Source organism: Curtobacterium sp. PhB25, from assembly GCF_004365375.1.
Classification (GTDB): domain Bacteria; phylum Actinomycetota; class Actinomycetes; order Actinomycetales; family Microbacteriaceae; genus Curtobacterium.
The window spans coordinates 751,291-770,118 of record NZ_SODR01000001.1; the positions used below are offsets into that span (position 1 = coordinate 751,291).

General features: G+C 70.8%; 18 protein-coding genes. 2 read left to right on the forward strand and 16 right to left on the reverse strand.

Annotated elements, in window-relative coordinates; all coding sequences use genetic code 11:
• Positions 1-8 precede the first annotated feature (8 nt).
• From EDF51_RS03445 to EDF51_RS19770, 4 genes are read right to left on the reverse strand one after another with little or no spacing between them, the layout of a single operon-like run.
• Positions 9-455 carry a hypothetical protein gene (locus tag EDF51_RS03445; protein ID WP_123339724.1) on the reverse strand — a complete coding sequence of 149 codons (447 nt, stop codon included), beginning with the start codon at positions 453-455 and terminating at the stop codon, positions 9-11.
• Between the two features lie 45 nt (positions 456-500).
• A complete protein-coding gene (locus EDF51_RS03450; RefSeq protein ID WP_123937787.1) occupies positions 501-866 on the reverse strand; it encodes a hypothetical protein in 366 nt (121 codons plus the stop codon).
• Positions 863-1,822, reverse strand: a complete 960-nt coding sequence (gene truB, locus EDF51_RS03455; protein ID WP_131846500.1) for a tRNA pseudouridine(55) synthase TruB — start codon at positions 1,820-1,822, stop codon at positions 863-865. Before truB ends, EDF51_RS03450 begins: the two co-directional genes overlap by 4 nt.
• Before the next feature lie 22 nt (positions 1,823-1,844).
• Positions 1,845-2,291 (reverse strand): hypothetical protein, encoded by a 447-nt coding sequence (locus EDF51_RS19770; RefSeq protein WP_166673483.1) that lies wholly within the window; start codon positions 2,289-2,291, stop codon positions 1,845-1,847.
• Positions 2,292-2,379: 88 nt separating this feature from the next.
• Between EDF51_RS19770 and EDF51_RS03465 the strand changes: the two genes are divergently transcribed.
• Complete coding sequence (locus tag EDF51_RS03465) at positions 2,380-3,234, forward strand: A/G-specific adenine glycosylase (protein ID WP_185094196.1); 855 nt, start codon at positions 2,380-2,382, stop codon at positions 3,232-3,234.
• Between the two features lie 72 nt (positions 3,235-3,306).
• Here the strand turns inward: EDF51_RS03465 and rbfA are convergent, their stop codons facing one another.
• From rbfA to EDF51_RS03530, 12 genes are all read right to left on the reverse strand, one after another.
• Positions 3,307-3,771, reverse strand: a complete 465-nt coding sequence (gene rbfA / locus EDF51_RS03470; RefSeq protein ID WP_123294301.1) for a 30S ribosome-binding factor RbfA — start codon at positions 3,769-3,771, stop codon at positions 3,307-3,309.
• 111 nt (positions 3,772-3,882) lie between these two features.
• A complete protein-coding gene (infB, locus tag EDF51_RS03475) occupies positions 3,883-6,735 on the reverse strand; it encodes a translation initiation factor IF-2 (RefSeq protein ID WP_123339727.1) in 2,853 nt (950 codons plus the stop codon).
• Positions 6,736-6,808: 73 nt separating this feature from the next.
• Complete coding sequence (locus EDF51_RS03480) at positions 6,809-7,120, reverse strand: YlxR family protein (protein WP_111083891.1); 312 nt, start codon at positions 7,118-7,120, stop codon at positions 6,809-6,811.
• A 66-nt stretch (positions 7,121-7,186) separates the two neighbouring features.
• Positions 7,187-8,182, reverse strand: coding sequence for a transcription termination factor NusA (gene nusA / locus EDF51_RS03485; protein WP_134193847.1), 996 nt, complete (start codon positions 8,180-8,182; stop codon positions 7,187-7,189).
• A gap of 174 nt (positions 8,183-8,356) precedes the next feature.
• Positions 8,357-10,108: a proline--tRNA ligase gene (locus tag EDF51_RS03490; RefSeq protein ID WP_134193849.1), complete on the reverse strand. Its 1,752-nt coding sequence runs from the start codon at positions 10,106-10,108 to the stop codon at positions 8,357-8,359.
• A gap of 284 nt (positions 10,109-10,392) precedes the next feature.
• Positions 10,393-11,526, reverse strand: a complete 1,134-nt coding sequence (gene ispG, locus EDF51_RS03500) for a flavodoxin-dependent (E)-4-hydroxy-3-methylbut-2-enyl-diphosphate synthase (RefSeq protein ID WP_111083888.1) — start codon at positions 11,524-11,526, stop codon at positions 10,393-10,395.
• A 74-nt stretch (positions 11,527-11,600) separates the two neighbouring features.
• Positions 11,601-12,173: a cysteine hydrolase gene (locus EDF51_RS03505; RefSeq protein WP_133937035.1), complete on the reverse strand. Its 573-nt coding sequence runs from the start codon at positions 12,171-12,173 to the stop codon at positions 11,601-11,603.
• 20 nt (positions 12,174-12,193) lie between these two features.
• Complete coding sequence (locus tag EDF51_RS03510; protein WP_134193851.1) at positions 12,194-13,666, reverse strand: cytosine permease; 1,473 nt, start codon at positions 13,664-13,666, stop codon at positions 12,194-12,196.
• Between the two features lie 24 nt (positions 13,667-13,690).
• Complete coding sequence (locus EDF51_RS03515) at positions 13,691-15,025, reverse strand: site-2 protease family protein (protein WP_208321812.1); 1,335 nt, start codon at positions 15,023-15,025, stop codon at positions 13,691-13,693.
• Positions 15,026-15,199: 174 nt separating this feature from the next.
• Entirely contained in the window at positions 15,200-16,282 is a 1,083-nt protein-coding gene (gene dxr, locus EDF51_RS03520; protein WP_132100290.1) for a 1-deoxy-D-xylulose-5-phosphate reductoisomerase, read from the reverse strand.
• A gap of 2 nt (positions 16,283-16,284) precedes the next feature.
• Complete coding sequence (locus tag EDF51_RS03525; RefSeq protein ID WP_134193855.1) at positions 16,285-17,256, reverse strand: FKBP-type peptidyl-prolyl cis-trans isomerase; 972 nt, start codon at positions 17,254-17,256, stop codon at positions 16,285-16,287.
• Between the two features lie 6 nt (positions 17,257-17,262).
• Entirely contained in the window at positions 17,263-17,772 is a 510-nt protein-coding gene (locus EDF51_RS03530) for an OsmC family protein (RefSeq protein WP_132100288.1), read from the reverse strand.
• A 58-nt stretch (positions 17,773-17,830) separates the two neighbouring features.
• Here EDF51_RS03530 and EDF51_RS03535 point away from each other — a divergent pair, with 58 nt between their 5' ends.
• Positions 17,831-18,823: an asparaginase gene (locus tag EDF51_RS03535; protein ID WP_132100287.1), complete on the forward strand. Its 993-nt coding sequence runs from the start codon at positions 17,831-17,833 to the stop codon at positions 18,821-18,823.
• Positions 18,824-18,828 lie beyond the last annotated feature (5 nt).

Genomic DNA, 18,828 nt, shown 5'->3' on the forward strand with positions numbered 1-18,828 from the left:
GGTTGCTCCTACTCGCCCACGGGGGCGGTGGTCGATGCGGGCACCGGTTCGACCGTCGCGGTGCGGTGGTGCTTGCGGAGCCACCAGAGTCCGGCGATCGGCAGGACCAGCGGCGCGAAGGCGTAGCCCATGCCGTAGTACGACCAGATCGTGTCGTCGGGGAAGAGCTGCCGGTCGAACAGCGAGAGCGTGCCGATGACGAGGACGCCGGTCATCTCGAACACGATCGTGACGCACGCGACGCGGTACCAGAAGCGTCCGGGCACGATCAGGGCGATCATCGCCACGATGTACACGACGGCGGCGATGGCGCTCACCGTGTACGCGAACGGCGCGAAGGAGAACTTCTCGATGATCTGCACGACGCTCCGGCCCGTCGCCGCCAGGGCGAGGATGCCGTACACGGCGATGAGGACGCGGCCGATGCCGGTCGCGAGTGAGGATCTGGTCGCCATTGCACCGATTCTACCGACGTGCGCGGACCACCATGACGCTCGGCGTCAGTTCAGGGCGAACCAGATCTGGTACATCCGGTAGATCATCACCGCGACGGTGAAGGCGCCGGCGCCGAGGACGACGGTGCTCCACTTCGTGCGGTCCACGAGCGCCCAGACGATGGTCGCCGGCGGCACCAGGAGCACCGACACGGCGTAGACCCCGAACTCGAGGGCGTTGCCGTCCGGCGGGCTGCCCGTCGCGGGCAGCACGATCGAGATGACGCCCTGCACCAGGAGCAGGACCTCGATGAGCGCGAGGGACCCCACGGTGTAGTCGTTCGGCTTCCAGCCGATGAACCCGACCACGACGGCGAACAGCCCGGCCAGGACCGCGACGACGAGCTGGACCCACATGAACCACTCGATCACGCGTGCGCCCCGTTCTGCGACGCCGGAGCAGCCGGCGCCGGGAAGTTCGTGATGACCCGGAGCAGTCCGCGCCGGACCGAGACCAGTCCGACGAGGCGGTCGTCGTCGACGGCCACGGCAGCCACCGGCTCGTCCGAGTCGGGGTGGTCGGCTGCGACGCGCTTGCCGTCGGTCAGGTCCTTCGCCGCGGCCGCGTCGAGCGACACCGACGAGAACAACCGGCGTGCCACGTCGGCCGGACGGGCGAGCGCCGCGCGGACGTCGACGGCGTCGTCCTCGAGGTCGATCGCGTCGGCCACGTCGAACGGACCGACCTGGGTGCGACGGAGCGCGGTGAGGTGCGCGCCGGTGCCGAGGGTGGCGCCGACGTCGCGTGCGAGGGCCCGGACGTACGTGCCGGACGAGCAGGTCACGACGACGTCGAGGTCGACGACCGCCACCTCGGCACCGTCGACCGTGACGGTGCGGTCGTTCCGGCCGGTGACGTCGAACCGCGAGACGGTGACCGTGCGGGACTTCAGCTCGACGGTCTCGCCCTTGCGCGCCAGGTCGTACGCGCGGCGCCCGTCGACCTTGATCGCGCTGACGGTGGACGGGACCTGGTCGATCGTGCCGCGCTGCAGGGCGACGGCGCGTTCGACGGACTCGTCCGAGACGTCCGCTGCGGCGACGCCGGTCGCGGCGGTCGGGGTGCCGTCGGCGTCGTCGGAGTCCGTGGACACGCCGAGCCGGATGGTGGCGGTGTAGGTCTTGCCGAGGCCCACCAGGTGGGTGAGCAACCGGGTGGAGTGCCCGATCCCCAGGAGCAGCAGCCCGGTCGCCATCGGGTCGAGGGTCCCCGCGTGCCCGACCTTCTTCAGACCGAGGCGGCGGCGGGCGATCGACACGACGCGGTGGCTGGAGATCCCCTGCGGTTTGTCGACGAGGAGGATGCCGTCCGGCACGGTTTCGAGCACCAGAGGAGATTACCAGCGCCGGTCAGCAGGCGTCGTTCCACTCGCGACGAGGGTGCTCGGGATCGGTGACGTCGAGGACGGCGGAGGCGGCGATCTTGACGTCCGCCCGACGTTCGAGCCGGCCGGCTTCCTGCTCGACCCACAGCGACCAGCGCCAGAGCCCGCGGACACCGGGAGCCAGCAGTCCGGGCCCGTGCACGACCAGCACGCCGTCACCGGCGCCGGTGGTGCGGAACGGGGCGACCGCCTCGTCGCGCAGCGTGTCGGGATCGGCGGACGGCGCCGTCGCGGCCATCGCGGACACCCCGTGCTGCTCGAAGCCGGCCACCAGCGTGGCGGCGACGTGTTCGAGATCGGTGCCGTCCTGCCCGTCGATGCCGATCACGGTCCGGTTCGTGCCGACCTGCGCGATCACCTCAGCAGCGATCGCGGCCATCGTGTCGGTCTCTTCGGGTGCCCAGCGTGCCATGCGTCCACCGTAGGCTGTCGTGGTGAACGCGAGCAGGGCCTCCCGGCCAGATGTGGAGAACGCGAGCGTCCCCGACATCGCGACCCCGTTGACCACCTGGTTCCGACAGGAGGCCCGCGACCTGCCGTGGCGTCGTCCCGGCTTCCCCGCGTGGGGCACCCTGGTCAGCGAGATCATGCTGCAGCAGACGCAGGTCGCGCGCGTGATCCCCCGACTGGAGGCGTGGCTCACCCGGTGGCCGACGCCTGCGGACCTCGCGGCGTCGCCCCCGGCGGACGCGGTGCGTGCCTGGGACCGGCTCGGCTACCCGAGACGCGCGCTCGCGCTGCACGCGGCGGCCACGGTGATCGCCACCGAGCACGGCAACGTCGTCCCACGGGACGTCGAGGCGCTGCTCGCGCTGCCGGGGATCGGCGACTACACGGCGCGGGCCGTCGCCGTGTTCGCGTACGGCGACCGGCACCCGGTCGTCGACGTCAACGTGCGGCGGGTCCTGAAGCGCGCGCTCCTCGGCCAGGGCGAGCCCGGGCCGGCGAAGGCCAAGGACGACCTGCCCCTGATGGAGTCCGTGCTGCCGGCCGACCGCGACGACGCCGCTGCGACGAACGCGGCGGTGATGGAACTCGGAGCGCTCGTGTGCGTCGCCCGCTCCCCCGCGTGCGACGCGTGCCCGATCGCGGACCGCTGCGCCTGGCGTGCGGCCGGGTACCCCGAACACGACGGGCCACGCGCCCCGAAGCAGGCGAAGTTCGCCGGCAGCGACCGGCAGGTGCGCGGGCTGATCATGGCCGAGCTGCGCGCGAGCGACGTGCCGGTCACCCGGTCGGAGATCGAACCGGTCTGGCCGGACGCCGATCAGCGGGACCGAGCGCTCGCGTCGCTGCTGCGCGACGGACTGGCGGTCGGCGACGACGCCACCGGGTACCGGCTGCCGGACGCCTGACGTTTCCGCCGGGCACGACGCACGAGCGCCCCGCCGCACACGGTGCAGCGGGGCGCTCGGACGCTCGTCGGGCTACGCCCGCGCCACGTCCTGCTCGTCGTCGGACTCGTCGTCCTCGTCCTCGTCGTGCTTGTACGGGTCGGCGTCGCCGGCGAACGTCGCACCGACCGACGCAGCTCGCACCTGCTCGTCACGCACCTGGGCCTGCACGAGCAGGTCCTCCATGTGCGCCGAGGTCTCCGGCAGTGCGTCGGCGATGAACTCGAGCGACGGGGTGAGCCGCGCCGTGATGTTCTTGCCGACCTCGGAGCGGAGCATGCCGGTCGCGGCCTTGAGTGCCGCGGCGGAGTCGGCGCGCTCCTCGTCGGTGCCGTACACGGTGTAGAAGACCGATGCGTGCTGCAGGTCTCCGGTCACGCGGACGTCGGTGATCGTCACGAACCCGAGACGCGGGTCGCGCAGACCCTTGTCGAGACGGCGTGCGACGACTTCCTTGATGCGGTCCGCCATCTTGCGTGCGCGCTGCGGATCGGCCATGGGTGCCTCCTGAGGCAGTGGCGGGACGTTTCCCGCCGGTGGTTCTGCGTGGAAAGGGGTCGGGCCCCGACCTCCCGCGAAGGGAGGCCGGGGCCCAGGGTAGTCACACGATCAGTCGCGCGGCTTCTCGACGAGCTCGGTGGTCTCGATCTCGTCACCGATCTGGAGATCGTTGAACTTGCCGAGACCGATACCGGCCTCGAAGTCCGTGCGGACCTCGGTGACGTCGTCCTTGAAGCGACGGAGCGACTCGATCGCCAGCCCGTCGGCCAGGACCACACCGTCACGGATGACGCGCGCCTTGGCGTTGCGCGTGATCGTGCCGGAGCGGACGATGACACCCGCGATGTTGCCGAACTTCGAGGAGCTGAAGACCTCGCGGATCTCGGCGACACCGGACTGGACCTCTTCGTACTCGGGCTTGAGCATGCCCTTGAGGGACTGCTCGATGTCGTCGAGTGCGTTGTAGATGACCGAGTAGAAGCGCACGTCGATGCCTTCGCGCGCCGCACGCTCGCGGGCCTTGACGTCCGGACGGACGTTGAAGCCGACCACGATGGCGTTGTCGATCGTGGCGAGGTCGATGTCCGACTCCGTGATCGCACCGACACCGCGGTGGAGGATGCGGAGCTGGACACTGTCGTCGACCTCGATGTCCAGGAGCGACTGCTCGAGTGCCTCGACGGCACCGGAGACGTCACCCTTGATGATGAGGTTGAGCGAGTCGACCTTGCCCTCTTCGAGTGCACGGGTGAAGTCCTCGAGCGAGATGCGCTTGCGGGCCTTGGCCAGCTGGGCGTTGCGCTCGGCGGCTTCACGCTTCTCGGCGATCTGACGTGCCGTGCGGTCCTCTTCGGTGACGAGGAACGTGTCACCGGCGCGGGGCACCGAGGACAGACCCTGCACCTGGACCGGGCGGCTCGGCGTGGCGGCCTTGACCGCGACACCGTTCTCGTCGGTCATCGCACGGACGCGGCCGTAGGCCGTGCCCGCCACGATGGCGTCGCCGACGTGCAGCGTTCCGGACTGGATGAGGACGGTCGCCACCGCACCACGGCCCTTGTCGAGCCGCGCTTCGATCGCGACGCCGCGGGCGTCCTTGTCGGGGTTCGCACGCAGGTCGAGCCCGGCGTCAGCGGTGAGCAGCACGGCGTCCAGGAGGTCCTGGATGCCGATGTTCTGCCGAGCCGAGACGTCGACGAACATGACGTCTCCGCCGTACTCCTCCGCCACCAGGTTGTACTCGGTGAGCTGCTGGCGGACCTTGGCCGGGTTCGCGCCTTCCTTGTCGATCTTGTTCACCGCGACCACGATCGGCACGTTGGCCGACTGCGCGTGGTTCAGCGCCTCGATCGTCTGGGGCATGATGCCGTCGTCCGCCGCGACCACGAGGATCGCGATGTCGGTGACCTGCGCACCACGAGCACGCATGGCCGTGAAGGCCTCGTGACCCGGGGTGTCGATGAACGTGATCGGACGCTCGATGCCCTCGTGCTCGGTGACGATCTGGTACGCACCGATGTGCTGGGTGATGCCACCGGCTTCACCCTCGACGACCTTCGAGTTCCGGATCGCGTCGAGCAGTCGCGTCTTACCGTGGTCGACGTGACCCATGACGGTCACGACGGGGGGACGGACCTGCAGGACGGAGTCGTCCTCGTCGGCGTACTCGGCATCGATGTCGATGTCGAAGCCCTCGAGGAGCTCCTTGTCCTCGTCCTCGGGCGAGACGATCTGGATCTTGTAGCCCAGCTCGTCACCGAGGACCTCGAACGTCGCCTCGTCCAGCGACTCGGTCGCGGTCGCCATCTCACCGAGGTGGAACAGCACCGTGACCAGGTTGCCGGGCATGGCGTCGATCTTGTCCGCGAAGTCCGAGATGCTCGCACCGCGACGGAGTCGGACGACCGTGTTGCCGTCGCCACGAGGGACCTGCACACCGCCGAGCGACGGGGCCTGACGCATCTCGTACTCGGCGCGCTTCGTCCGCTTCGACTTGCGGGCACGGCTCTTGCCGCCACCGCGACCGAACGCACCGGCGGTACCACCACCGGGGCCACGACCACGGCCACCGCCACCGGCGGGACGAGGGCCGCTGAAGGCCGGACGCGGGAAGCCGCCACCGGCACCGCCGCCGGCACCCGGACGGGCGCCACCGGGGCCGCCACGACCGCCACCCTGGCCCGGGCGCTGCCCGAAGCCGTTGGGACGGTTCGCCTGACCGGGTCCACCCGGACGCGGTGCACCCGGACGCGGGACGCCGGGACGCGGGGGCTGCGGACGCGGGATGCCCGCTCCACCGGCACCAGCGGCGGGGCGCTGGCCCATGCCCTGGTTCGAGGCGAAGGGGTTGTTGCCGGGGCGCGGCGGGCGCGAGCCCATGCCCTGGTTCGACGCGTAGGGGTTGTTGCCCGGACGTGCGCCGGGCTTCGGGCCACCGGGCTTCGGGCCGGCAGCGGCGGGCTTGGCACTCGAGCCAGGCTTCACCGCGTCGGTCTTCGGCTCGTCACCGGTCGAGTCGGCCGGCTGCGTGGCAGCCTGCTGCTCGGCGGCGGCCTTCTCGGCACGGGCCTTCTGTGCGGCCTCGGCCTCGGCCTGTCGCTGGGCGACGGACTTCGGTGCGGCCGGGGCCGGGACGTCCTCGGCAGCAGGTGCTGCCTGGACCTCGGGCTCCGGTGCGGGTGCCGGACGGACCGGGCCGGGGCGCGGGCCACCGGGCTTCGGCGCGCCGGACGCGGGCGTGCTGCTCTTGGCCGGCGTGCTCGGCGCGGGGGCCGAGGCTGCGGGCTTGGATGCCGGGACACCGTCCGCCTGCAGGGCGGCACGGAGCTTCCGGGCAACGGGGGGCTCGATGCTCGAGCTGGCACCCCGGACGAACTCGCCGAGCTCCTTGAGCTTCTCGAGTGCGGTCTTGCTGTCGACGCCGAGTTCGCTTGCGATCTCGTGTACGCGTGGTTTAGCCACTGTTCTCCTTCACGGGTCCCACCCCGTAAAGGGCAGGACTCAATGGATGACGGGTCTCATTTCGAGCCGCTCATCAGTTGTCCATAAGCCGTTCAGCCTGTTCTGTCATGTCCGGGCGCTCGGTCGACGCTCGTGAGAGGCCGACGATGTGGTCGAGCACCGCGGACGTGTCGGGATCGCGATCCAACCGGAGCGCACGGCGGAAAGCCCTGCGCTTGACGGCCAGATCGTAGGCATCGACGGTCGGTGTGAGCCATGCTCCCCGGCCCGGCATGACTGCCTTCGGATCCGCCACGACGCGGCCATCGCTCAGGGCGACGACTCGGAGGAGTGAGGATCGGGAAGCGCGACGACGACTGCCGATGCACGTTCTGACGGGAACCACTCTACTCCTTGCCTCGGACGTCCGCGATCCGGCGCGCCCTTCTGGGCACGCCGGCGGCGAAATCGCCTAGTCGTCGCCGTCCAGGATGGAGTCCGGCTGGATGTCGATCCGGGCCCCGGTGAGCTTGGCAGCCAGGCGGGCGTTCTGCCCTTCCTTGCCGATCGCGAGCGACAGCTGGTAGTCCGGCACGAGTGCGCGGACGGCCTTGGTCGACGCGTCGAGCACGAAGGCGCTGGTCACCTTGGCCGGCGACAGGGCGCTCGCGACGAACGCCGACAGGTCCGGGGACCAGTCCACGATGTCGACCTTCTCGGCACCCAGCTCGTTGGTGACCGCACGCACGCGCGCGCCCAGCTCGCCGATGCAGGCACCCTTCGCGTTGACGCCGGGCTCGTTCGCCTTGACCGCGATCTTCGTGCGGTGACCGGCTTCGCGCGCGAGCGACGTGATCTCGACGATGCCCGAGGCGATCTCCGGCACCTCGAGGGCGAAGAGCTTCCGGACCAGGCCCGGGTGCGTGCGCGACACCGTGATCTGCGGACCCTTGTTGCCGCGGGCGACGCTCGTCACGTACACGCGGATGCGCGAACCGTGCGCGTAGGACTCGCCCGGCACCTGCTCTTCGGGCGGCAGGATCGCCTCGACCGTGCCGAGGTCGACCATCACCATGCGCGGGTTCGGGCCCTGCTGGACCACACCGGCGACGATGTCGCCTTCCTTGCCGCGGAACTCGCCGAGGATCTTGTCGTCACCGATGTCGCGCAGGCGCTGGTTGATGACCTGCTTCGCCGCGAAGGCCGCGATGCGACCGAAGTCGCTCGGCTGGTCGACGGCTTCACCGATGACGGTGCCCTCGTCGTCGAGCTCGGGGACGTAGACACTGACCTCGCCGGACTTGCGGTCGAGCTCGACACGCGACTGCGCGTGGGCCGGCTCGCCGTTCTCTTCGGCGTGCTTCTGGTAGGCGGTCAGGATGGCAGATTCGATGATCTGGACCAGTTCGTCGAACGGGATCTCCCGCTCGCGCTCCATGAGTCGCAGGACTGCGAGATCGATCTTCACCGAGGTGCCTCCGTATTCAGATGAGTCGCTCCTGCGGATGGAACCGTCGCAGAAGTCGGCCACAAGCGTACCGCACTGCGGCTCGCGGACCCGAGCACGGATGCACGGGAGGCCCGTGGCGGCGTCGCCACGGGCCTCCCGTCCGTCGGGTGGTCGCGTCCAGGACGCGACCCGCTAGATCGCGCGGACCGCGTCGAGCAGTTCGGCGACCGGCACGTCGCGGCGTTCGCCGCTGGCCCGGTTCCACAGCTCGACGACGCCGTCGGCGGCGCCGCGGCCGGCGACGACCACGATCGGCATGCCGAGCAGCTCGGCGTCGCGGAGCTTGACGCCGGGCGACACCTTCGGACGGTCGTCGTAGAGCACGTCGAACCGCTCACCCTCGAGCTCGGCGACGATCGACGTCGCCAGCTCGTAGGCGACCTGGTCACGGCCGGTGGCGACGATGTGCACGTCGAACGGTGCGACGTTCTTCGGCCAGGCCAGGCCCTTGTCGTCGTTGTGCGCCTCGGCCAGGATCGCCAGGATGCGCGTCACGCCGATGCCGTACGAGCCCATAGTGACGGTCGCGAGCTTGCCGTTCTCGTCCTGCACCTTGAGGCCCAGGGCCTCGGCGTACTTGCGGCCGAGCTGGAAGACGTGCCCGATCTCCATGCCGCGGGCGGTCTCGAGCGGACCCGAGCCGTCGGGCGACGGGTCCCCCGCGCGGACGTCCGAGACCTCGGCGACACCGTCGGCCACGAAGTCACGGCCGGCGACCAGGCCGGAGACGTGCACGCCGCGCTCGTTGGCGCCGGTGACCCAGGCGGTGCCGTCGACCACGCGCGGGTCGACGAAGTACCGGATGCCCGTGGCGCTGTCGGCACCGAGGACCTGCGGGCCGATGTAGCCCTTGACCAGGCCCTTGTGCTTCTTGAAGTCGTCGTCGCCTGCGGCTTCGACCTCGGCCGGGGCGAACGCCACCTCGGCGCGCTTCAGGTCGACGTCGCGGTCACCGGGGAGCCCGACGACCACGACCTCGCGCGTGCCGTCCAGGTGCGTGAGGGCGAGGACGACGTTCTTCAGCGTGTCCGCGGCGGTCCACGGCGCGCCGTCGCGCGGGGCGACCTCGTTCGCGTGGGCGACGAGCGTGTCGATCGTCGGGGTGTCCGACGACGGCAGGAGCACCGCGTCGGGCTGCCCCTCGATCGGCAGCGACGCGGGCACGGGCGTGACGTAGGCCTCGACGTTCGCCGCGTAGCCGTTGGCGCTGCGGACGAAGGTGTCCTCGCCCACGGCGATCGGGTGCAGGAACTCCTCCGACTTGGAGCCGCCCATCGCGCCGGCGTCCGCCTTGACGATGACGTACTCGAGGCCGAGGCGGGCGAAGATCTTCTCGTACGCGTCGCGCATGACCTGGTAGCTGCGCTCGAGGCCCTCGTCGGTGAGGTCGAACGAGTACGCGTCCTTCATGGTGAACTCGCGACCGCGCAGCAGACCCGCGCGCGGGCGTGCTTCGTCGCGGTACTTGTCCTGGATCTGGAACAGCGTGACGGGGAGGTCCTTGTACGACGAGTACAGGTCCTTCACCAGCAGCGCGAACATCTCTTCGTGCGTGGGGGCGAGCAAGTAGTCGGACCCCTTGCGGTCCTGCAGGCGGAACATGCCGTCGCCGTACTCGGTCCAGCGGTTCGTCGCCTCGTACGGCTCGCGCGGCAGCAGCGCCGGCAGGAGCACTTCCTGCGCACCGGCAGCGACCATCTCGTCGCGGATGATCCCCTCGATCTTGGCGCGCACCCGGAGACCGAGCGGCAGCCAGGCGAAGATCCCCGGGGACTGGCGACGGACGTACCCGGCGCGGACGAGCAGCTTGTGGCTCGTCACCTCGGCGTCGGAGGGGTCGTCGCGGAGCGTACGGAGGAACAGATGCGAAAGCCGTGTGACCACGGGGCCAGCCTAGCGGCGTGCGCCGACGGCGCGGGCGCTCGCACCGTGCGAGGTCCGGGGCGAACGGTGCGAGGTCCCGGGCGAACGGTGCGAGGTCCCGGGCGAACGGTGCGAGGTTGCGGGCGAACGGTGCGAGGTCCCGGGCGAACGGTGCGAGGTCCCGGGCGAACGGTGCGAGGTTGCGTACTCGGTGCCGGGCGGGGAGACTCGCACCGAGTACGGAACCTCGCACGGGAGCGCAGCGCGCCGAGCCCCGCCTCGCACGGTGCGAGGGGGAGCGCGCGCTACGGGGTGGTGATAACCTCGGGGCTGCCGAGCGCGGCCTCCGGCCCCATCTCGTCAGCGATGCGGTTCGCCTCGGCGATGAGGGTCTGCACGATCTCGTGCTCCGGCACCGTCTTGACGACCTTGCCCTTCACGAAGATCTGGCCCTTGCCGTTGCCAGACGCCACGCCGAGGTCGGCCTCGCGCGCTTCGCCCGGGCCGTTCACGACGCAGCCCATGACGGCGACGCGCAGGGGGACGGACATGCCCTCGAGCCCCTTGGTGACGTCGTTCGCCAGCTGGTAGACGTCGACCTGGGCCCGGCCGCAGCTCGGGCACGAGACGATCTCGAGCTTGCGTTCGCGCAGGTTGAGCGACTGCAGGATCTGCAGGCCGACCTTCACCTCTTGCGCGGGCGGCGCGGACAGGGACACGCGGATGGTGTCGCCGATGCCCTCGGCCAGCAGGATGCCGAACGCGGTGGCGCTCTTGATGGTGCCCTGGAACTCGGGGCCGGCCTCGGTCACACCGAGGTGCAGCGGCCAGTCACCGGCGGCGGCGAGCTGGCGGTAGGCCTTCACCATGACGATCGGGTCGTTGTGCTTGACCGAGATCTTGAAGTCGTGGAAGTCGTGCTCCTCGAACAGGCTGGCTTCCCACACGGCGGACTCGACGAGCGCCTCGGGTGTGGCCTTGCCGTACTTCTGCAGCAGGCTCGGCTCGAGCGACCCGGCGTTGACGCCGATGCGGAGCGACACGCCTGCGGCCTTCGCCGCGGCGGCGATCGCACCGACCTGGTCGTCGAACTTGCGGATGTTGCCCGGGTTCACGCGGACCGCGGCACAACCGGCGTCGATCGCCTGGAACACGTACTTCGGCTGGAAGTGGATGTCGGCGATGACCGGGATCTGCGACTTCTTCGCGATGATCGGCAGCGCGTCGGCGTCTTCCTGGGTCGGCACCGCGACCCGGACGATGTCGCAGCCCGAGGCCGTGAGCTCGGCGATCTGCTGCAGCGTCGCGTTGATGTTCGTCGTCGGGGTCGTGGTCATCGACTGGACGGACACCGGAGCGTCGCCGCCCACGAGCACCTTGCCGACCCGGATCTGGCGCGACTTGCGTCGGGGGGCGAGGGTTTCGGGCGACTTGGGCATACCGAGGTTCACAGCGGGCACGTGAGCACTCTACGCGCTCGCTCCGAGCGTCCCGGCCCGGTCACACCGGACGCTCAGAGCCGGGCGGCGCTGTCCACCACGGTGATGAGCGGCGCGTACAGCCGCATCGCGCCGAGCGCCCGCTCGTGGTCCGCGTCGCTCGCCCCGGCGCAGGCGTCCGCGACGACCGTCACGGTCGCTCCGGCGTCCGCCGCCGCCAGGGCGGTCGACAGCACGCAGCAGTCGGTCGACACCCCCGTGAGCACCAGGTGCGGGTGGTCACCGACGACTGCCTGGAGGCCCGTCCCCCACTTGCCGAACGTCGGCTCGGTCACGACGGGGTCGTTCCGGTCCCCTGCCGCACTCGCGAAGGGCTCGGTCAGCGCGTACAGCGGGTCGGCGTCCGGCACGAGGGCGAAGGGCCACTCGCGGTAGTACGGCACCCAGGCGCCCTGCGGGCGCTGGGGCGCGACGAACCGGGTGAACACCGTGCGTCCGGTGAACCGGGGCAGCAGGCGTTCGATACCGACCCCGGCGTGGTCGTACCGCGGCGCCGCCCACGGAGACTCCCCCGTGAAGACCTGCTGCATGTCGATGACGACGAGCCAGGCGTCGTCGGGGACGCCCGTGGTCCCTGACGTGCTCACTGCTTCGCTCCCCGTTGCGCTCACCGCTGTGCTTCCTGGCGCCGGACGGAGCCCCGGGCGAACAGCAGGGTGCCGAGGAACCCGACGACGAGCGCGACCAGCACACCGAGGTTCGCGTAGGCCCAGGCGCCGTCGCGTCCGCCGAGGCCGAACGGCCCGAGCAGGTAGCCCTGCCACGACAGCCACGCCGGTGACGCCAGCGTCACCAGACCCCACCCGAGCGCCGTGCCGACCGCGACCAGGGCGATCGCGCCCCACCGGACGTCGCCGTAGCGGCCGCGACGGTCGTCGAGCTCGCCTTCGGCGTAGGCAGTGCGCCGGAGCAGGACGTCCGCGACGAAGATGCCGGCCCAGGCGGCGATCGGGACGCCGAGGGTGATGAGGAACGCCTGGAACGGGCCGACGAAGTCCGTCGCGAAGAAGGCGATGTAGATCGCACCCGCCACCATGAACACGCCGTCCACCCCGGCGGCGACCGGCCGCGGGATCTTCACGCCGACGCTCAGCAGCGCGAGGCCCGACGAGTAGATGTCGAGCACCGCGCCGCCGACGAGCCCGAGGATCGCGACGAGGGCGAACGGGATGAGGAACCACACCGGCAGGATCGTGGTGAGCGCGCCGATCGGGTCGGCACCGATCGCCGCGCTCAGGTCCGGCGAGGACCCGGCGAGCAGGACACCGAAGACCACGAGGATCGCCGGCGCGAGCGCCCCGCCGAAGGTCGTCCACCCGACGACTCCCCCGGTCGACGCCGAGCGCGGCAGGTACCGCGAGTAGTCGGCAGCGGCGTTCACCCAGCCGAGGCCGAAGCCGGTCATCACGAGCACGAGCGCACCGATGAACTGCTGGGCACTGCCCGTCGGCATCGCGGCGATCGCGGCGAAGTCGATGGACGGCACCGCGAGCACGACGTAGACGACCGTGAGCACCCCCGTGATGACCGTGATCCAGGTCTGCAGGCGCATGATCACGTCGAAGCCCGCGACGCCGGCCCCGACCACGAGCGCGGCGACCACGACGAGCGCGACGACCTTCGTCAGCACCCCGCCGTCCCAGCCGAGCTCGGTGAACACCGTCGAGGTCGCGAGGACGGCCAGTGCGGCGAGGGCGGTCTCCCACCCGACGGTGAGGATCCAGCTGAGGAACGAGGGCACCCGGTTGCCGCGGACCCCGAAGGCCGCACGGCTCAGCACCATCGTCGGCGCCGACCCGCGTTTGCCGGCGATCGCGACGATGCCGCACAGCAGGAACGAGAACACCACCCCGATGACCGAGACGACGGTGGCCTGCCAGAACGAGATGCCGAACCCGACCACGAACGACCCGTAGGCGATGCCGAGGACGGAGATGTTCGCCGCGAACCACGGCCAGAAGAGTCCCCGCGGGGTGCCCTTGCGGTCGGACTCGGCGATGACGTCGAGGCCCTGCCGTTCAACGGTGCGGACCTCGGGCGCGGCGGTGGTGGGCCCGGAGTTCGTGGGCGCTGTGCTCATCCGCTGAGCGTAGCGCCGCAGCGACTACCCGAACAGGTTCACAGGCCGCACGATGTCGGCGTAGATCAGCAGCGCGCTCATCCCCGCCAGCAGCACCACGACGACCATCGTGAGCGGCATCGTCTTCGCCAGGTCGATGGGGCCCGGGTCCGCCTTGCCGACGAGTTTGAAGGACCGTCGCTTGATCGCCTCCCACAGGGCGCCGGCGATGTGCCCGCCGTCGAGCGGCAGCAGCGGCACCATGTTCAGCACGAACAGGCCGATGTTCAGCGAGGCCAGCAGCCCGAGGATCGTGTACGCCTTGTCGACCACCGGCACGCCGCTCATCGACGAGACCTCGCCGATCGCGCGGCCGACGCCGACGACCGACACGGGGCTGTCCTGCGACCGCTCCTGCGCGCCGAACGCCGCGTTCCAGACGGCGACCAGGCGCTGCGGCAGGTCGATGATGAGGTGCGCCGACGCGGCGATCTGCGCACCCGTCGCGGGCAGGACCTCGGCCGGCGACTGCCGCACGAGCGACTGCCCGATGCTGACGCCGACGACACCGACCCGCTGGGTCTTCGTCGTGCCGTCGTCGTTCGTGACGACCTTGCCCTCGGCGTCGTAGACGTCGCGGGTGGCGGTCGTCGGGGTGATCTCGAGCGTCTTCCGGGCACCGTCACGCTCGACGACGACCGTCACCTGCTCGCCGGCCGACTTCTGGAACACCTCGGAGACGCGCGCGATGGTCGGGTCCTGCTCACCGTTCACCGAGAGCACGACGTCGCCCGACGCGATGCCGGCCTGCTTCGCCGGCGACTCCGCATCGCCCGAGGTGCACTCGGTCGTCTGGCTTGTCGGCAGGACACAGTCGACGCTCGAGGTGAACGTCGTGGTCGGCGACCCGAAGCCACACAACAGCACGCCGAACAGGACGATCCCGATCACCAGGTTCATCGCGGGGCCAGCGACCATCACGATGATGCGCTTCCACGGGGTCAGCCGGTAGAACGCGCGGGAGTCGTCGCCGCCGGAGTCCGCGATCTGCTCCGCGCTGGCCTGGCGGGCGTCCTGCACGAACGCGCCGTACATGCCGGTGTTCGTGATCGCACTCGGGCGGCCGGAGGCACGCGGCTTGAGCATGCCGACCATCGAGATGTAGCCGCCGACCAGGATCGGGCGGATGCCGTACTCGGTCTCACCCCGCTTGAACGACCACATGGCCTTGCCGAAGCCCAGCGAGTACTGCGTCACCTTGACGTTGAACAGCTTCGCGAAGGACAGGTGCCCCAGCTCGTGGAGTCCGATCGAGACCAGCAGGCCGATGATGAAGACGACCACGCCGAGGACGAAGAGCAGGACGGTTTCGACGGTCACCGGGAAAGGGTACGGGACGCTTGCCATGACGGAGCCGAGCGCCGTCTGAGAGGTGATCTGAGCCTCTCCCCACCGGCACGGCCGTCCCGCCGCTGGCGCGTCGCGCCGGAACCGGCGGTGTGGGCCCAGTCCGTCACGTGGTGACCATGCGACCGACGGGAGGCGCGGATCGCGTCAGCGGGTCAGCGCGCGGTCCGCCGCGGCGCGGGCCCAGAGCTCCGCAGCGAGCACGCCGTCGAGTGACGGCTCACCCGCGGTGTGCTCCTCGACGACGCGCTCGACCGTGTCGACGATGTCGAGGAACCCTATGGCGCCCGCGTGGAACGCGGCCACGGCCTGCTCGTTCGCCGCGTTGAAGACGGCCGGGAAGGTCCCGCCGAGCTCACCGACACGCTTCGCTAGGGCGACGGCGCCGAACGCGTCAGCGTCGAGCGGCTCGAAGGTCCAGGTGCTCGCCGTGGTCCAGTCGAGCGGCACACCGACCCCGGGCACGCGGCCCGGCCACGCCAGGCCGAGCGCGATCGGCAGACGCATGTCCGGCGGCGAGGCCTGCGCGATGGTGGAGCCGTCGACGAACTCGACCATCGAGTGCACGATCGACTGCGCGTGCACCGTGACCTCGATGCGGTCGTACGGCACGCCGAAGAGCAGGTGGGCCTCGATGACCTCGAGCCCCTTGTTGACGAGCGTGGCGGAGTTCGTCGTGACGACGACGCCCATGTCCCACGTGGGGTGCGCCAGCGCCTGCGCCGGGGTGACGTCGCGGAGCTGCTCGCGGGTGCGGCCGCGGAACGGACCGCCGCTCGCCGTGAGGACGAGCCGCTGCACCTCGGTGTCGGCACCGGAGCGGAGCGCCTGCGCGATCGCCGAGTGCTCACTGTCCACGGGGACGATCTGGCCCGGCGCTGCAGCCTGCTGCACCAGGGAACCGCCCACGATCAGGCTCTCCTTGTTGGCGAGCGCCAGGGTCGCACCGGTCTCGAGCACCGCGAGCGTCGGCCCGAGGCCGACCGACCCCGTGATGCCGTTCAGGACGACGTCGGCCTCGACGCTGCGGACGAGCCGCTCGGAGGCCTGCGCCCCGAACGCCGTGTCGCGCACGCCGAACCGGGCGGCCTGCTCGGCGACCAGGGTGCGGTTGCTGCCGGCGGTCAGTCCGACGACCTCGAACCGGTCGGGGTTGCGGGCGACGACGTCGAGCGCCTGCGTGCCGATCGAGCCGGTGCTGCCGAGGACGACGATGCGGCGCCGGGCCACGGTCAGCCCTTCGCGAGGATGTCGACCACGAAGACGAGCGTGGCGTTCTTCGGGATGCCCGAACCCTCCTGCGGGTTCGCGCCGTAGGCGTCCTCCGGCGTGGCGACGATCAGCACCTGGGAGCCGACCTTCTGGCCGACGAGCCCCGTGACGAAGCCCTTGATGAGTGCGCTCTCGGAGACCGTGAAGGTCGTCGGGGCGCCCTTCGACCACGAGGAGTCGAACTCCTTGCCGGTGCTGTAGACGACGCCCTTGTACTGCACGAGGGCGGTGTCGCCGTCGGCGATGGACGCGCCGTCGCCCTGCTTGAGGACCTCGACGGTCGTCTTGGTCGGGGCCTTCACACCGTCGGGGATCGTGATCTCCGGCTCGCCGGACGCCTTGTCCTTGACCGTCGGCAGGCCGGGGTCCTGGTCCTGCGGGGTGCCGCTCGCCTTGGTGGGGGTCTGCGCGACGACGTCCGCGACCACGACGATCTCGCCGCCGGTGTTGAAGCCGAGTGCCGCGGACTGACCGACCGCTGCCAACCGGTCGCCGACCTTCGAGCAGGCGAGGAGGGCACCGAAGCCCGAGCCGCCGACGGACAGGACCTGCGGGTTGCCCTCGTCGAAACCGACCGTGCCGAGCTTCTTGGCGTCCTTCGCCTCGTAGACCGTGTACGACACCTGGGCGTAGTCGCCCTCGTCCAACGACGCGCCCTTGCCCGAGACGAGCTTCGTGGCCTGCGGGGTCTTGGCCGACAGGCCCGCCGCGAACTTGACGGTCGGGGCCTTCGCGCCCCCGAACGAGCCGGTCGCCCGGATCGAGTCAGAGGCCTTGCCGGGGTCCGGGCAGGACGTGATCGCCGAGGCGGTCGCACTGGCGGTCGGGGTCGGCGAGGCCGTGGACCCGTCCGAACCGGAGCCGGAGCATGCGGCGAGTCCCAGCACGACGGCGGGGACGAGGGCGATCGGGAGCAGGCGCAGACGCTTCACGGGACCCTAGTCTGCCCCACCTGCTGAAGAGTCCCCTGCCAATGTCGCAGCACGGACGACGGTCTGGGCCTCGTGGTGCACCGGGAACGACACCGACCGGGCGATGAAGCAGAGCTGGTTCGCCGTGGCGTGCGCGGCTTCGGCATCGGCCACCCGGTCTGCCTCGAGGATCGTCACGACCGGGTGCAGCGTCGCACCGGTGAGCTCGCCCGAGCCGTCGCGGTTCAGGTTCAGCGACGCAGTGGCCGTGTCGCGGTAGTCGACGACGGTGAAGCCCTGGGTCACCGCGACGTGCAGGTAGCTGAGCATGTGGCACTGGGCCAACGCGGCGACGACGAGTTCCTCCGGGTTCCAGCGGTCGCGGTCACCGCGGAACGTGGGGTCGGCCGAGCCGACCACGTCGGGCTTGCCGACCGCCGAGACGACGTGGTCGCGCCCGTAGTCGCGGTAGCCGGACGTGCCGGTGCCGCGGTCTCCCGTCCAGCTGACGGAGACCTCGTAGGTGTGGTCCTGCACGGGTGCTGCCCCTTCGTCGGCGTCACTGGCGGTCGTCCGCCCTGGCTAGCATGGCGGCATGACGGTGAGCCACGAAGTCCGCACTGATCGCCATCCTCTCACCGCCGACGGGTCGGTCGAACTCGCGGTCCTCGACCGGTCGGGGTTCGACGAGAGCCGGCACATCGGCGCCGGGGTCGTGGTCGACTCCTCGGGTGCCGTCGTCGACTCGGTCGGCGACGTCACCGCCAGCATCTACCCGCGCTCGACGATGAAGCCGTTCCAGGCCCTCGCCGTCCGCGGCGCCGGTGCCCGGTTCTCCGACGAGGAACTCGTCCTCACCACCGCGAGCCACGCCGGTACCGTCGCACACCAGGCCCTCGCGCTGCACATGCTCGAGTCGTTCGACCACGTCGAGGCCGACCTCGGGTGCCCGCCGGACATGCCCTTCGACCGAGCGACCGGCCGGACGATGGACGGCCCCCGGCGCCTGGCGATGAACTGCTCGGGCAAACACGCCGGCATGCTCGCCGCCTGCCGCGTCAACGGGTGGGACGAGGCGACGTACCTGGACATCGAGCACCCGATGCAGCAGCGGGTCCGCTCGGTGGTCGAGGAGTACACGCACGAGACGGTCGACCTGGTCGGCACCGACGGCTGCGGCGCCCCCGTCTTTCCGCTCACGCTGACCGGACTGGCACGCGGGTTCGCCGGCGTCGTCGCCCGGGCCGACGACGACTCCACGGCGCTGACCGACGCCGTCCTGGCGCACCCGTGGGCGATCGACGGGGTCGGTCGGGCCAACACCGTCACGATCGAGCGGCTGCAGGTCCTGGCGAAGCTCGGGGCCGAGGGCGTCATGGTGATGGGGCTGCCCGGTGGGGCCGCGGTCGCGGTGAAGGTGCTGGACGGGTCACAGCGCGCGGGCACCCTCGCAGCGCTGACCCTGCTGCAGCGGAACGGGCTGGTGGGCGCCGACGGCGTGGCCGATGTCCTGGCGGCGACGGGTGAACAGGTGCTCGGCGGTGGTGTGCCGGTCGGCGCGGTCCGGGTCGGCTCCGGCCTGCGCTGAGGCCG

Excerpts from the sequence above, each read along its gene's own strand:
- EDF51_RS03445 (WP_123339724.1), bottom strand. The coding sequence starts at position 455 with ATGGCGACCAGATCCTCACTCGCGACCGGCATCGGCCGCGTCCTCATC.
- EDF51_RS19770 (WP_166673483.1), bottom strand. The coding sequence starts at position 2,291 with ATGGCACGCTGGGCACCCGAAGAGACCGACACGATGGCCGCGATCGCT.
- rbfA (WP_123294301.1), bottom strand. The coding sequence starts at position 3,771 with ATGGCCGATCCGCAGCGCGCACGCAAGATGGCGGACCGCATCAAGGAA.
- ispG (WP_111083888.1), bottom strand. The coding sequence starts at position 11,526 with ATGCCCAAGTCGCCCGAAACCCTCGCCCCCCGACGCAAGTCGCGCCAG.
- EDF51_RS03510 (WP_134193851.1), bottom strand. The coding sequence starts at position 13,666 with ATGAGCACAGCGCCCACGAACTCCGGGCCCACCACCGCCGCGCCCGAG.
- EDF51_RS03535 (WP_132100287.1), top strand. The coding sequence starts at position 17,831 with ATGACGGTGAGCCACGAAGTCCGCACTGATCGCCATCCTCTCACCGCC.